The sequence below is a fragment of the Pedobacter jejuensis genome (assembly GCF_003725795.1).
In the GTDB taxonomy this organism is placed as follows: domain Bacteria; phylum Bacteroidota; class Bacteroidia; order Sphingobacteriales; family Sphingobacteriaceae; genus Pedobacter; species Pedobacter jejuensis.
In genome coordinates this window covers 186096-199323 of sequence record NZ_RBEE01000011.1, presented here as the reverse complement: position 1 = coordinate 199323, position 13228 = coordinate 186096, and the positions used below count along the sequence as shown (strand labels likewise).

Here is a 13228-nt window from a genome sequence, read left to right as displayed (position 1 = left end):
CTTAAACTTAATATTTTGCTTTTTTATAGCCGTATTGCTTTTAAGACACCTCTTGCTGAATTTATTTCAGCATCTTTCCTGCAAAAAAGACCCTGAAATAAATTCAGGGTGACGTTAACTAAAAAATAGCAGCTTATTAATAATGTGAAAGAAAATTAATAATCGAAATCAGGTTATTATATTTATGCCATAATAACTATAACCAAATATGGCAACTGAAAAACTACAACCAATTACAATAGAAACCATTGTAAATGCTTCAACTGAAAAAGTTTGGGAATTTTGGAATAACCCTGAACACATAAAAAATTGGGCATTTGCTTCTCCCGATTGGCATGCGCCTCATGCAGAAAATGATTTACGTGAAGGCGGTCAATTTACTACAACCATGGCAGCAAAAGATGGAAGTATGAGTTTCGATTTTGGCGGAACCTATACAACTGTTGAAGAAAACAAATTAATAGAATATATTTTGGGTGATGGTAGAACAGTAAAAATTGTTTTTGAAGGTGATGAAGCAACTACTAAAATTACAGAAACTTTTGATCCTGAAACGCAAAATCCTGTAGAAATGCAGAGAGATGGGTGGCAAGCTATTCTAGATAATTTTAAAAAACTTACTGAAGCAAGCTAGTTTTTACTGGCTGATCGATACACCTGTAGAAATTATATGGCTGTAATAATTGAAGCAATTTTTTAGTTTGATTTTGTTTGATGCAAGCAAGTATTATATGATTAGCTCGTGCCTTGCAAAAATGACCTTATAAGATACTGAAAAATTTATTCATAGAACGCTCAGGTTATTAGATATCAGAATGTTATCTTAGCTAAATCACTTTTTTTAAATCATCCTCATGAACCAAAAAATCATCAACCTGTACGATAAATACACGCACAGCCAAATCAACAGAAAAGAATTTATGAAAAAGCTTGCTATCCTTGCCGGAAGCACAGCTTTAGCTGCAACAATTTTACCCCTACTGGAAAATAATTATGTTGCTGCAGCAGAATTTGTAAGCGATGAAATCACATCAGAAGAAATAACTTTTGCGGGTGTTGAGGGTGATATGAAAGCTGTTTTAGCTAGGCCGAAAGGCAAAAAGAATTTAGGTACTGTGTTGGTTATTCATGAAAACAGAGGTTTAAATCCACACATTATTGATGTAACCAAAAGGGTTGCAGCAGAAGGGTTTATCGCTTTAGGGGTTGATGCGTTATCGCCATTGGGTGGTACACCTGCAGATGAAGACAAAGGGCGTGAATTGATTGGAAAATTAGACCCGGAAAAAAATCTTCAGAATTATTTAAAAGGCTTGGAATACCTACGTAAAATTAAAGGTGGCAATGGAAAAGTTGGCTGTGTTGGTTTTTGTTGGGGAGGCGGCATGTCGAATAAACTTGCTGTGAATGATCCAAATTTACATGCCGCTGTGGCTTATTACGGTGCTCAGCCCAACCCTGCAGATGTTGCAAAAATCAAAGCAAGTGTAATGATGCACTACGGAGGTTTAGATGAACGCATAAATGCAGGCATCCCTGCTTATGAAGCAGCATTAAAGGCCGCAAATGTAGATTACAAAATTTTTATTTATGATGGTGTAAACCATGCATTTAACAATAATACATCGCCAACAAGATACAATGAAGCAGCTGCAAAACTGGCCTGGAGCAGAACAATAGAGTTGTTTAAGCAAAAGTTAAGTTAATTTCCCAGGTTAATGAAAAATGCTTTTATTGCTTTAGCAGTATTACTATTCTTTTGTAACTGTAAAAGATATTTAAAGCCAGATGAGGTTGATTTAAACAGGCAATTGAACAAGCCTTCTTCCTTTCCATTTCGAAACTATTTGGGTGTTAACGCATTTGAATGGGATTTCGTTGAAGACAAACAAGAAAACCTTATAAGTGCAAAAAAAATTGAAGTAATAAGATCTTTCGGTGCCATTCGGCATTACCTGGATTGGGAGAGAATGGAATCTAACCAAGGTAAGTACACTTTTAACCCTACTCATGCAGGAGGCGCTTATTATGATGTTATGTATCAAAGGTTAAAAGCAGAAAATATAGATGTTTTAGTTTGTTTAAAAAACGTACCGAAGTGGTTTGTACAAAGTTATCCTGAAAATGAACGAGGTGCAGATAACACACCTGTGCCCTTTAATGCTGATAAAAATGACCCAAAATCTTATATGACTCAAGCAAAAATGGCTTTTCAGTTTGCAGCAAGGTATGGCTCAAATAAAAATATCGATGCCAGTTTAATATCTGTGGACACCAGCAAAAGATGGACGGGCGATGATGCTAATCAATTAAAAATCGGATTGGGTTTAATCAAATATATAGAATGTAATAACGAACCCGATAAATGGTGGGCTGGTAAAAAAGCTCAGCAAACTGCGGAGGAATATGCAGCAAATTTATCAGCATTTTATGATGGACATAAAGGAAAGTTAGGCAAAAACGTTGGTGTAAAATCAGCCGATAAAAATATCCAGGTCGTAATGGGCGGTTTGGGAGATGCAAAACCAGAGTTTGTAGCGCAAATGATTGAATGGTGTAAAAAAAATCGAGGGTTGAAACCCGATGGCAAAATAGATTTGTGCTTCGATGTGATTAATTACCACTTGTACGCTAACGATGCATTTGTAAACAGCGGAAAAGCAACCAGCGGTATTGCCCCAGAACTATCGGAACTTGGTGAAATGGCTGATAAATTTATCAAAATGAGGGATAAAAATGCACCCAATATACCGGTTTGGGTTACGGAAACTGGTTATGATGTTGGCAAAACACCTCAATCTGCTATTCCAATTGGCTCGAAGTCATCATTTATTACGCAAGCAGATTGGAATTTAAGAACGTCACTACTCTATGCAAGGCATGGAATTTCCAGGTGCATGTTTTATATGCTTGATGATGCCGGTGGTGTAAATAATCCTGTGCAATACAGTTCATCGGGTTTTGTGAACGAAAATGGAACCAAAAGGCCATCAGCAGATTACATGCTTCAAGTCAAAAAGTTACTCGGAAATTATTTCTATTTTAAAACCTTGAGTAATCAACCAATAGTTGATTTATACAAACTCAATAAAAAAGAAATGTATGTATTAACGCTTCCAAGCCAAAAAGGATTGAAAGTTACTTACGAATTGGATTTAGGCAATGCTAAACAAGCCATCGTACATTCTTTGCAAATAGGTAAACAGCAAATGCTCGCTAAAACCACAGCTACCAAAAATGGAAAACTAAAAATCGAGGTTGGCGAAACTCCAATATTTATAGAAAAAATTTAAAATTACGGATTTGCCTCTAGTTGGTAGATTAGCCCATTATTTCCAGCTAAAACGACTACGCTCCCTTTTTTCGATTTTTGAACAACATTAAAACTTAAATCTGATATATGTTTCCAGTTTGCTCCTCCATCCAAAGAAATATCAGTACCTGATGTTCCGGTAGCGATTAAAGTATTTTTGGTAATGTAGGTAACTCCTGAGCGATAGCCAAACACCGGAGTTTCAGGTTTTTTCCAGGTTTTACCACCGTCATCAGTTAATAAAATGTTATTGCTGTTATCTTTATCTTTAACATAATTTCCACCAACCGCTACACCAATTTTTGCATTATAAAAATCGATAGAAAATGGTCCGGTGCTATTTTCACCTTGCCAAATGGGTAATTTGTAAGCCTGCCAGTTTAAACCATAATCGGAAGAATAATAGATGTTTGATACTGTTCCGCCGCTTGCTATCCAAACTTTTCCACCAGCTAAAGTTTTTATTGTTGTTCCGCTGGCAGCAAAACCTGCTTCGCCCTTTGCTAATGGAAGTTTTAGATTAGAGGATATATCAATCCACTTTTTACCTGCATCAATGGTTTTAAGCAATTGCATTTTGTTGTTAATGGGGTCGCCAAAAATAATTGCTTTGTTTTTATCCCAAAAGCCCAAGCCATCTAAAAATATTGCAGTATCGGTATTCTTATAAGTTTCAACCCAATTTAAACCACCATCGGTAGTTTTTAGAATATATGCTGGCGAGCCGGCATTAACGGCAATTGCTTCATTTTCATCAAAAGCTTCAATATCTCTAAAATCTAGTTTTTCATAACCTACTGGTTTTATCCAAGTCCAGGTTTCTCCTCCATTAACAGTTTTACCTATTGAACCATTACTTCCACTAACCCAAATAACCTTATCGGTTACAACACTCAATCCTCTTATGCTGGTTTTGGTATTTTTATTTAATGGTTTTATAGAATAGGTTTGCGCAAAGCAAAAAAAAGGTGCCAAAATTAGGCACCAGAATATTTTCATCATATTTAATTACTTATTTTACTCTTTTAAACGTTTCTGAGCGACCGAGTAGTGAAATTCCAATGTAACCTCTAACGTTCATTACATCATTACCTTTAAGCGATATGTTACAACTGTATGTTTTACCACTTTTAGGATCGTATATTGTTCCATCGGTCCATTTTCCATCATCATAAACAAAATCTTTTAAAATTTCCAGGTTTAATAATGGTCTGCTTTGTAAGGATGATGATGGATTATTAACATCAGTTTTAGGCTTTCCATTAATGTTAGGTTCCTTTAACCAGGCTAATTTGCCGTAATATTTAGCGCCCTTTTTATAAATTTCTATCTGCCCTTCGCCCGATGGATTTAACCATTTACCAACAACAGCATCTTTATTTTGCGCAAGTGCATTAAAACTTATTGCTGCAAAAAGCAGCACCAAAAACTGTAATTTTCTCATAATTAATTTCTATTTAGTGTTTTTAAAGATAGTAATTTGCATTTTCTATGCAAACATAATAAATATAAAAACCACCAAATGTTTTGCAAACAAACTACTTAGAAATAATAGGCAGATATTTTTGGCGATAAGCATAAAAAAGAAATAAATTAAATATTAGCATTACAGCTACCATTGGCAATTCTTTCGGACCTAAAAAAGCATGATACAGGAAAATATTTAAGGTAACCGGGAAAATAATTAATGCAGCCAATGGTGCAATTCTTCCAATAAGGAGTAAAACACCGGCAATTAATTCTGTTATTTTTATTAATGGCATTAAATAAACTGATGCCATAACGCCTGACATAAATGTTGTTTGTTCAGCCGACATTTCAGGAGCCTCTGGCATATATTTAGCAAAATAACTAATAGATGCAAACAAATACATTGCACCTAATAAAACACGGACGATAATTACGGCGATTTTCATAAATATTTTAGTTTAGGATAAGATTTTTTGTATTTACTTATTGAGTTTATTTATAATCGTAATTTATCATCCAAGGAATACCAAATTTATCAGTTACCATCCCAAACAATGCCCCCCAGGAAGTTTTTTCTAGTGCCATAGTTATGCTACCACCATCTGCTAAACCATTAAATATTTTATGTGCTTCCGACTCACTTTGTGCATCTACAGAAAGTGATATACCTGTACCATAAGTTGCTGGAGGCATTGGATCAGTTATATCAGTTCCCATTAAAATACTTCCTCCGATAGGTAATGCAATATGCATTATTTTATCTAGGTCATCTGCTTTCATTCCGTCGCAACCAGGTGAATCTTTGAAACGCTGAATGGTAATGAAATCTCCACCAAAAACAGATTTGTAGTGGTTAAATGCAGCTTCTGTATTTCCGTTAAAATTTAAATAGGTGTGAATTGAAGCCATAATTTAGTAATTTATATGGTTTATGATAAATTAGGTTCGTAGATAACAATGGTTAGTGCAATACTTAAAGGTACACAGATTATTCTATGTATTCTAATTTGCCTATTTTCAACTTAAATAAACGTATGCTGCGCCTGAACGAGGGATTTTAATCGCTCTATTTATTAATTTTCTGTAATCATTCTAATACATTAAAAAATAATTCTCAATGTTAAAATAATTCTGATTACCTTAACGTTATAGTAACATTAACCAAATAATATTTTTATGAGCACATTCCTTTCGATTGTTGGTTGCTTCTACGTTATCTCTCTCTGTATTATGCTTTATGGTTATTACTCGGCTGAACCGATGCCGATAGACTATGAAAAATTATAAATAAATTAAATTTCATAAGGTTCGATTCGTGGTAAAAGATGAATCGATTTACATTGATTTATTTAATGACTAATACAATTCCGTCATTTTTTATTTTGTAGTAGTATTTCTTTTGAGTACTATGTTCGAGAATTTGCACAGCTGTAACTTCTCCAGATTTTCCATTGTCAAAACTTATCGTATCGCCTTTCTTTACACGTTCTAAGTCAGTTGATTTGGTATTTTTGGAAATGTGGATCATTTATAGTTGAGGTTATATATACTGAACGAACAACTGCGATAAATGTTTGATTTATAAGTATTTTGATTCAAGCGGATTATTCCAATGTGTTCAGCACCTTTACAAGTTTTAAACCTGCATTTTACGCTGAGATTTATTTGTCAGGTATTGCTGCGTTTTAATATTCTCCCACATAATTAGTTTATCCTCTACCCTCGTAAAAACTCGAATATCTCCATCTTGTGATATAACTAGCCCAAGTGCCGTAGGATGATTCCAGCAATAAGCAATCATCGATCGATGTCGGGTTCCATAATGCTTTGGATCGTGAGGCGTTAAAGATTTTGAATTTGCAGTTGCAGTTTGTGAAATATAAATTTTTCCAGGCATTTTCTTAGCCCGAAGTACACCTCCAAATCCATTAGCTACCATATTTCTATTAAATAGCACCACTCCATCTACACAACTTTGCGATGAAATGAAGCTTATGGCGCCTTTAATTTCATCATTTGTACCTTTTTTCTGATAATTAGATTGTAATTCGCCAATGTAAGAATGTTTGCTAACCGAACGCCTGCCCGACTTAAAATTGTTTTGGATTTCCGATTCATAGATGTAATTATCTATCGCTGCTTTCGCATGGGCAATCATTGCCAAAGTTAATCGTTCATAATGAATTCGGTATTTAACGTCTAAATCAACACTATTATCGGCGATTAAAATTGCCCCTCCATGTTGGTAGTCCTGAATTTTTATTAGCATTCTTGAAAATGTTTGAATCCAGAGATTATCCAAAAAATCTTCCCATTCTGTATACGGTTCCAATGGATGTTTAGCAATTAAATAATCCTTTATGGCAATTTTTAAAAAGTCGGCATTCTTTTTCAATATTTTAGAAATCGGACCAATTGTTAAAACATCTGGATACCTTTTTACTAAAACATTTTGCTTAAGTGTAGCCAGCAATTCATAATCAAACAGGACATGAAGTGTGCCTATATCACTTATTGAAACCTGAAAAAGCCCTGGTTGTTCAGAGTCTGTATCCGATTCATAATTCAAAAAGTTTTGATAGTGCATCGCTTGGTCTATCATACCCCAAACATAGAGTTTGTTATCATCGCCATAATAAACCGCTAATGTAGATGATGAAGGATCTGCAGCTTTGGATAGCTTCGCCAAAGCTTTGGTAGTCATTGCAACTGGCTTATCAAAGGCAATAAAACTCCATCGCTCTGGTACAATGTAAGCAGGAGGGTTAGGATCTGGATTTTTAGGATCAATGAAAGTAATTGTAACCTTAATAAGATCACTCTCTTCCTTACACATGCTGGCATAGAAAAGGCAATCGAACAAATCTTCCAAAACCTTTATATCTGGCAATGATGCAATAAGTTTATTGATTTTTAATTTATTGTAAACCAATGCGGCAAGATCTTGTGGGTGTGAATTTTCCAAAGTGCTTTTTTTAATACTAACACCACGATCTAAAAATAGTTTATCGATAAGCGTGAATATACTTTTTCTTCAGAATTACATTGATAAAATTGCCAAAAGCACAAAGATTGAGCATACAACCTTAATGAGTAAGACAAGTTTTCTGGTTAAAAACAATGGTATGTGAACATGTGTTTGATAATAGAAACTAAATTATAAAAGCATGATAAATAATGATGAACAAAGCTTATTTGATGAGCAGGGAAATAAAACTCCAGACAATAACGAAATAAAAGGTTCGAACGCAATTAAGGATCCTGATGAATGGACGACGGGAGATGAGCCTATGACTGGTGCACAGGAATCATATCTAAAAACGCTTTCTGATGAAGCTGGAGAAGAATTTGATGAAAAGCTCTCAAAATCAGAAGCTTCAAAACGAATTGATGAATTACAGCACAAAACCGGAAGAGGTTTAAATTCGTAATCCAACATTCCAAATATAATTTTTATAAAAAAAGTCTGCTATAATTATTATTTAGCAGACTTTTTTAATTTGATTCGAGAAGGTAATTTTCTACCCAAAATAAATTTCTGCCGATTACAAAGCTTAATTATTGTGGATTGCTATCTGTTCTCCAGCGGCTGAGACAAATTCAGATTCAAGCTCATCCAAAGTCCGCCATTCTTTTTTTTCATCTACAGATTCTGCATAAATAACGCCAATCTTCTCTTCCCCATCCATTACTCTGTAAGTGCCATTATCCTGAGGCTCAATTAAATAATTGATATTATTAACTGTGATGTTAAAGTTTTCCATAAGTGTTGTTTTTTAATCCTCCAACATAATTTTTCAGCTAAAGTTTTATCCATTTTCTTTCCTTACAATTAAAACTTAAAGCCATTTTATCAAAAACCTTTCCTTCAGCTTGATGTTCTACACTTGTCTCATAAATATAATTGAGACTTACACATGAATTATGGCACATCTAGAAGTTGAACGCAAACCAAAACGCCCATGGTGGGTGTGGTTATTAATAATTTTATTACTCATTGCATTAGCTGTTTTAATATTTAACAGATACAATAGTAATGGTGAAAAATCAGCAACAGATTCTATATCCAATGCCAAATTAAATACAAGAACTCTAAATTTTGGTAAATACGAGGTAAATAATCCTGATTTGAAAATGCCCTTTAGGGTTCAAGAAATCCTATTCATAACAAAAAATTAAAGAATTATGTCTGATAAAGAATATAACCAAAACAATTTACAAGAACTTACTAAAAGCGATTATCAAATTGTAGGAGATGAGCCGAATATCATTGGCTGGGAAGTAAAGAATGAAAGCAATGCTTATATAGGAACAGTAAAAGAATTACTTTTTGACCCTGCGAGTCAGGCTGTTCGGTACATTATTGTTGAACTAGAAGGAACTGGCGTATTGAATGAAGAAACAAGCGTTGCCGTTCCGATCGGTTTAGCAAGATTGCATACCGAAAATGATGAAGTTACGCTGCCCGATATTCATACAGAGCAATTTAGAGCATGGCCAAAATATAATAAAGAAAGCTTTGGTGAAGAAATTGAAGTTTTGATAAGGGATGTTGTTGGTAGTCCTGCTGCGTTAAGAATGGAACAGAAAATAGTTGCTTTTGATAGGAATACATTTTACAACCACCATAATTTCGATAGAGCGATGTTCCAAAGAAATAAAAATCAACCTGAAAATTCTATTGATGAATCGTCATCAAAGAAAATTCAAGAAAACGGAGAGAATGATCCTGATACCGAAAATGGAATGCCGTCAAAGTTATACTAGTCCATACAACTTACTTAATAGACTTATTCTCCATTATCAGATAAGGCGATTAACAAAGCGCCAGCAACCATAGCCGCACCGCCAATTACGATTTGCCAGGTAAGTTTCTCTTTTAAGAATATTACCGATAAAACAATGGCAATTACCAATGAGGAGCGTTCTATAGTTGCTACTGCAGATGCAGGACCTAATGATAAAGCTTTGTAAGAAAACAGTGTTGAAAGCGAGGTGAAAACACCCGCTGCTAATAAGAAAATCCAGGCATTTTTTTCGATGTCTTTCCATTCGTTAAAATTGCCTTGGTAGATTACTACGGCCCATGTAATCAATAAAATTAGTACTGCTTGGATTGCAAAAGCGAGACTTGAATCTACATTTTTTAAGCCCGCTTTAGTTAAAACAATTACAAGTGCTGCCGATATTGCCGCAAGCACTGCCCATACAATCCACATATATTTATTTTTGCTTTAATAACAACAAGCTTTACAAAAGGTTGTAATTAATAAAACATCTACGAAAGCAAATACTTTGATAAAATGAGATGAGGAAGTAATAAACTATTTATTGCGGTACATAAACCACGTATTTGGTATCGAAAAAATCTTCCTCAAAATAATCGGATAGCGGATATAACTCTGCCTTTAATTTTGATTCTTTAATTTCTTCTGCTAAATCGCCACCTTTTAGATATAATATCCCATTCGGAATGGCATTTAAGGAGTCCTTTTTAAACTTACCTTGTATCCATGGATAAAAATCACCTAAGCGAGTTACTGCTCTTGAAATGATGAAATTAAATTTTTCTTTAACCTGTTCTGCTCGCAAATGTTCGGCTTTTAGATTATCTAAACCCAAAGCAGAAGCCACTTCTTTTACTACTTTAATTTTCTTTCCGATAGAATCTACTAGATAGAATTGTGTTTCAGGAAATAAAATTGCCAATGGAATGCCAGGAAAACCACCTCCTGTACCAACATCCAATATACTTTCACCTGCTTTAAAGTTGCAAACTTTTGCAATTCCTAAAGAATGCAGCACATGGCGCTCGTACAATTCTTCAATATCTTTTCTAGAAATAACATTTATTTGAGCGTTCCAATGACTATATAAATCAAATAATTGCGAAAATTGCTCAATCTGTTTATCTGATAAATCAGGAAAATATTTAAAAATTATATCGGGCTTTATTTCGGACATGTTGTTATTATATATAATTTAAAATTATTTCCAGCTTACTTTCTTTTTTCCAAACATGGATAAAAAACCGTTAAGCATCAAAAAGAAGAACAAAAGTATATCTAATATTGGGAACCACCAACGTAAATCACTATAATTTAAACGTTTCAAAAGTTTTGGATAAATCAAGCATCTTATTATCAAGCTTAATAAAAATATGCCGGCTGCTACGTATTTTGCCTCATTACTTAAAAACATACAAGCTGCAAAACTAGTGTAAAATAAAAATTGAAAAATGATTTGCAAACTAAGTATAAACTTGTGCTTTGACTTATAGAATTTGCCAGCACCAAAATGACGTTTCTTTTGGCGGAGATATCCAGCCCAGGTTTTGTTAGGTTCACTCCACACCTGGCTTTCTTTATTTATTCTGATTGCTGTATTGCGAGCAGTAGCATGAGCATTTACAAATAAATCATCATCGCCCGATGGTATATGCATGTGAGCGGCAAAGCCTTTGTTTTTAAAAAAAAGCGATTTTTTATAAGCCAAATTTCTACCTACGCCCATGTATGGCATTCCTTTTAAAGCAAAAGAAAGATAATTTACAGCAGTAAAAAAAGTTTCGAAGCGGATAAGGGCATTTAACAAACTTCGCCTTTTTAAATATGGCGAATAACCTAAAACAATCTCCGTTTGTTCATCTGCGGGTTTCTGCATATACATTAACCAGTTATCGCTTTCGGGTACACAATCGGCATCGGTAAACACCAGCCATTCGCTTTTTGCAGCCTTAATACCCATTGTTACTGCAAATTTCTTACCGGCAATGAATTTATCGTTATCTAAAATCTTTACTATTTTAAGATTGGCGTGCTGCGTTTCGAGTTGTTCCAGGTATTCTTCTGTACCATCCCACGACCTATCATTAACTACCACAACCTCAAAATCCGGATAGTTTTGGTTTAATACAGATGGCAAATATTTTTGAAGATTGCTAATTTCATTCCTTGCGCATATAATAACACTTAAAGGAAATTTAGCTGATTGTGGCAACTCTTCTACAGTAATCTTAGCAAGTTTTAAATGCACAAAAAGAACAAAATACAATTGTACAAACAGACAAATAGCAAATGCAGAAAGTAAACAAATTTCGGTTAAGGTTAATATCACGGTATCAAAATAAATAGGCGCAAATTTCTCATTTTTAATCTGTAATACACTTTTATGTGGATAAAAAATTAAACAAAAATAAACCCTCAAATTTTGCTACTTTTGGCAGATTTTTCAACGGTAAATAATGCCTAATAACGCTCTATTATTGTTAATTAAAGGGATTCGTTTACCCATCAATAAATTATACACTACAAATGAAATTTACTTTACAGGCTAAAGATCCACTTTCCAAAGCCAGAGCCGGAACAGTTACTACTGCTCATGGCGAAATACAAACCCCAATTTTTATGCCTGTTGGTACTGCAGGAACGGTAAAAGCAGTACACCAAAGAGAATTAGAGCAAGATATTAACGCACAAATAATTTTAGGCAATACGTACCATCTTTATTTAAGACCAGGATTAGATACTTTAGAAAAAGCAGGTGGCCTGCATAAATTTATCGGTTGGGATCGGCCAATTTTAACCGATAGCGGTGGTTACCAAGTGTATTCGTTAAGCAAGGTGCGTAAAATTAAAGAGGAAGGCGTTACTTTCAATTCTCATATTGATGGTTCAAAACACCTTTTTACGCCGGAGTACGCAATGGATATCCAACGAACCATCGGAGCTGATATCATTATGGCTTTTGATGAATGTACACCATACCCTTGCGATTATAAATATGCGGCTGAATCCATTAAAATGACACATCGTTGGTTAAAACGTTGTTGCACTCGTTTTGATACTACCCAACCAAAATATGGATTCGACCAAACGCTTTTCCCAATTGTGCAAGGCTCGGTTTATAAAGATTTAAGGGTTAAATCAGCCGAATTTATCGCAAGTATGGACAGGGAAGGTAATGCAATTGGTGGTTTATCAGTCGGTGAACCTGCCGAAGAAATGTATGCAATGACTGAAGTAGTTTGCGATATATTACCCTACGAAAAACCACGTTATTTAATGGGCGTTGGTACGCCAATTAATATTTTAGAAAATATTGCCTTGGGCATTGATATGTTTGATTGTGTAATGCCAACAAGAAATGCCAGAAATGGTATGTTGTTTACAAAAAACGGCATTATAAACATTCGAAATAAAAAGTGGGAAAATGATTTTTCGCCAATAGAACCTGATAGCGATTTGCATGTTGATTTGGTAACAAGCAAAGCCTATCTTAGACATTTGGTACATAGCAAAGAAATGCTTGGCGCACAAATTGCTACGCTACATAACCTGCATTTTTACCTTTGGTTGGTTAAACAAGCAAGAGAAAAAATTATCAGCGGCGAATTTTACGAGTGGAAAAACCAAATGGTTAAAGTATTAGGCAATAAGCTATAAA

General features: G+C 34.5%; 17 protein-coding genes. 7 read left to right on the top strand and 10 right to left on the bottom strand.

The window, feature by feature from the left end; all coding sequences use genetic code 11:
* Nucleotides 1–208 precede the first annotated feature (208 nt).
* The 3 genes from D7004_RS07375 (at nucleotide 209) to D7004_RS07365 (ending at nucleotide 3293) form a co-directional block, all read left to right on the top strand.
* Entirely contained in the window at nucleotides 209–634 is a 426-nt protein-coding gene (locus D7004_RS07375; RefSeq protein WP_123205227.1) for an SRPBCC family protein, read from the top strand.
* A 220-nt stretch (nucleotides 635–854) separates the two neighbouring features.
* Nucleotides 855–1706 carry a dienelactone hydrolase family protein gene (locus D7004_RS07370; RefSeq protein WP_123205226.1) on the top strand — a complete coding sequence of 284 codons (852 nt, stop codon included), beginning with the start codon at nucleotides 855–857 and terminating at the stop codon, nucleotides 1704–1706.
* 12 nt (nucleotides 1707–1718) lie between these two features.
* Nucleotides 1719–3293 (top strand): hypothetical protein, encoded by a 1575-nt coding sequence (locus D7004_RS07365; RefSeq protein WP_123205225.1) that lies wholly within the window; start codon nucleotides 1719–1721, stop codon nucleotides 3291–3293.
* Nucleotides 3294–3295: 2 nt separating this feature from the next.
* Here the strand turns inward: D7004_RS07365 and D7004_RS07360 are convergent, their stop codons facing one another.
* The 6 genes from D7004_RS07360 to D7004_RS07335 form a co-directional block, all read right to left on the bottom strand.
* Nucleotides 3296–4315, bottom strand: a complete 1020-nt coding sequence (locus tag D7004_RS07360; protein WP_167459434.1) for a WD40/YVTN/BNR-like repeat-containing protein — start codon at nucleotides 4313–4315, stop codon at nucleotides 3296–3298.
* A 10-nt stretch (nucleotides 4316–4325) separates the two neighbouring features.
* Nucleotides 4326–4757, bottom strand: coding sequence for a DUF2147 domain-containing protein (locus D7004_RS07355; RefSeq protein WP_123205224.1), 432 nt, complete (start codon nucleotides 4755–4757; stop codon nucleotides 4326–4328).
* Nucleotides 4758–4851: 94 nt separating this feature from the next.
* The gene (locus tag D7004_RS07350) at nucleotides 4852–5229 is read right to left on the bottom strand and encodes a DoxX family membrane protein (protein WP_123205223.1); all 378 of its coding nucleotides are present in this window, start codon (nucleotides 5227–5229) and stop codon (nucleotides 4852–4854) included.
* Between the two features lie 46 nt (nucleotides 5230–5275).
* Complete coding sequence (locus D7004_RS07345; RefSeq protein ID WP_123205222.1) at nucleotides 5276–5692, bottom strand: VOC family protein; 417 nt, start codon at nucleotides 5690–5692, stop codon at nucleotides 5276–5278.
* A 436-nt stretch (nucleotides 5693–6128) separates the two neighbouring features.
* A complete protein-coding gene (locus D7004_RS07340) occupies nucleotides 6129–6311 on the bottom strand; it encodes a hypothetical protein (protein ID WP_123205221.1) in 183 nt (60 codons plus the stop codon).
* 108 nt (nucleotides 6312–6419) lie between these two features.
* Nucleotides 6420–7748, bottom strand: coding sequence for a putative sensor domain DACNV-containing protein (locus D7004_RS07335; RefSeq protein WP_123205220.1), 1329 nt, complete (start codon nucleotides 7746–7748; stop codon nucleotides 6420–6422).
* 202 nt (nucleotides 7749–7950) lie between these two features.
* Here D7004_RS07335 and D7004_RS07330 point away from each other — a divergent pair, with 202 nt between their 5' ends.
* Nucleotides 7951–8214, top strand: coding sequence for a DUF3072 domain-containing protein (locus D7004_RS07330; RefSeq protein ID WP_123205219.1), 264 nt, complete (start codon nucleotides 7951–7953; stop codon nucleotides 8212–8214).
* A gap of 123 nt (nucleotides 8215–8337) precedes the next feature.
* Here D7004_RS07330 and D7004_RS07325 read toward each other — a convergent pair whose 3' ends face one another.
* On the bottom strand, nucleotides 8338–8547 hold the full coding sequence (locus D7004_RS07325) for a hypothetical protein (protein ID WP_123205218.1): 210 nt from the start codon (nucleotides 8545–8547) through the stop codon (nucleotides 8338–8340).
* A gap of 160 nt (nucleotides 8548–8707) precedes the next feature.
* Here D7004_RS07325 and D7004_RS07320 point away from each other — a divergent pair, with 160 nt between their 5' ends.
* Nucleotides 8708–8962, top strand: a complete 255-nt coding sequence (locus tag D7004_RS07320; RefSeq protein ID WP_123205217.1) for a hypothetical protein — start codon at nucleotides 8708–8710, stop codon at nucleotides 8960–8962.
* A gap of 6 nt (nucleotides 8963–8968) precedes the next feature.
* On the top strand, nucleotides 8969–9550 hold the full coding sequence (locus tag D7004_RS07315; RefSeq protein ID WP_123205216.1) for a PRC-barrel domain-containing protein: 582 nt from the start codon (nucleotides 8969–8971) through the stop codon (nucleotides 9548–9550).
* A 23-nt stretch (nucleotides 9551–9573) separates the two neighbouring features.
* On the opposite strand, the gene D7004_RS07310 is transcribed toward D7004_RS07315, so the two are convergent.
* The 3 genes from D7004_RS07310 to D7004_RS07300 all read right to left on the bottom strand — a co-directional run bounded on the left by D7004_RS07310 (nucleotide 9574) and on the right by D7004_RS07300 (nucleotide 11899).
* Nucleotides 9574–10002 (bottom strand): EamA family transporter, encoded by a 429-nt coding sequence (locus tag D7004_RS07310; RefSeq protein WP_123205215.1) that lies wholly within the window; start codon nucleotides 10000–10002, stop codon nucleotides 9574–9576.
* A gap of 109 nt (nucleotides 10003–10111) precedes the next feature.
* Complete coding sequence (gene rsmG / locus D7004_RS07305; RefSeq protein WP_123205214.1) at nucleotides 10112–10747, bottom strand: 16S rRNA (guanine(527)-N(7))-methyltransferase RsmG; 636 nt, start codon at nucleotides 10745–10747, stop codon at nucleotides 10112–10114.
* 24 nt (nucleotides 10748–10771) lie between these two features.
* Complete coding sequence (locus D7004_RS07300) at nucleotides 10772–11899, bottom strand: glycosyltransferase (RefSeq protein WP_244214268.1); 1128 nt, start codon at nucleotides 11897–11899, stop codon at nucleotides 10772–10774.
* A gap of 197 nt (nucleotides 11900–12096) precedes the next feature.
* On the opposite strand from D7004_RS07300, the gene tgt reads away from it, so the two are divergent.
* Complete coding sequence (gene tgt, locus D7004_RS07295) at nucleotides 12097–13227, top strand: tRNA guanosine(34) transglycosylase Tgt (RefSeq protein ID WP_123205213.1); 1131 nt, start codon at nucleotides 12097–12099, stop codon at nucleotides 13225–13227.
* Nucleotide 13228: the final 1 nt, after the last annotated feature.

What these genes read in the sequence shown, in the direction of transcription:
- D7004_RS07375 (WP_123205227.1), top strand. Translation starts at nt 209, where the DNA reads ATGGCAACTGAAAAACTACAACCAATTACAATAGAAACCATTGTAAAT.
- D7004_RS07370 (WP_123205226.1), top strand. Translation starts at nt 855, where the DNA reads ATGAACCAAAAAATCATCAACCTGTACGATAAATACACGCACAGCCAA.
- D7004_RS07365 (WP_123205225.1), top strand. Translation starts at nt 1,719, where the DNA reads ATGAAAAATGCTTTTATTGCTTTAGCAGTATTACTATTCTTTTGTAAC.
- D7004_RS07360 (WP_167459434.1), bottom strand. Translation starts at nt 4,315, where the DNA reads ATGATGAAAATATTCTGGTGCCTAATTTTGGCACCTTTTTTTTGCTTT.
- D7004_RS07355 (WP_123205224.1), bottom strand. Translation starts at nt 4,757, where the DNA reads ATGAGAAAATTACAGTTTTTGGTGCTGCTTTTTGCAGCAATAAGTTTT.
- D7004_RS07350 (WP_123205223.1), bottom strand. Translation starts at nt 5,229, where the DNA reads ATGAAAATCGCCGTAATTATCGTCCGTGTTTTATTAGGTGCAATGTAT.
- D7004_RS07345 (WP_123205222.1), bottom strand. Translation starts at nt 5,692, where the DNA reads ATGGCTTCAATTCACACCTATTTAAATTTTAACGGAAATACAGAAGCT.
- D7004_RS07340 (WP_123205221.1), bottom strand. Translation starts at nt 6,311, where the DNA reads ATGATCCACATTTCCAAAAATACCAAATCAACTGACTTAGAACGTGTA.
- D7004_RS07330 (WP_123205219.1), top strand. Translation starts at nt 7,951, where the DNA reads ATGATAAATAATGATGAACAAAGCTTATTTGATGAGCAGGGAAATAAA.
- D7004_RS07325 (WP_123205218.1), bottom strand. Translation starts at nt 8,547, where the DNA reads ATGGAAAACTTTAACATCACAGTTAATAATATCAATTATTTAATTGAG.
- D7004_RS07320 (WP_123205217.1), top strand. Translation starts at nt 8,708, where the DNA reads ATGGCACATCTAGAAGTTGAACGCAAACCAAAACGCCCATGGTGGGTG.
- D7004_RS07315 (WP_123205216.1), top strand. Translation starts at nt 8,969, where the DNA reads ATGTCTGATAAAGAATATAACCAAAACAATTTACAAGAACTTACTAAA.
- D7004_RS07310 (WP_123205215.1), bottom strand. Translation starts at nt 10,002, where the DNA reads ATGTGGATTGTATGGGCAGTGCTTGCGGCAATATCGGCAGCACTTGTA.
- rsmG (WP_123205214.1), bottom strand. Translation starts at nt 10,747, where the DNA reads ATGTCCGAAATAAAGCCCGATATAATTTTTAAATATTTTCCTGATTTA.
- tgt (WP_123205213.1), top strand. Translation starts at nt 12,097, where the DNA reads ATGAAATTTACTTTACAGGCTAAAGATCCACTTTCCAAAGCCAGAGCC.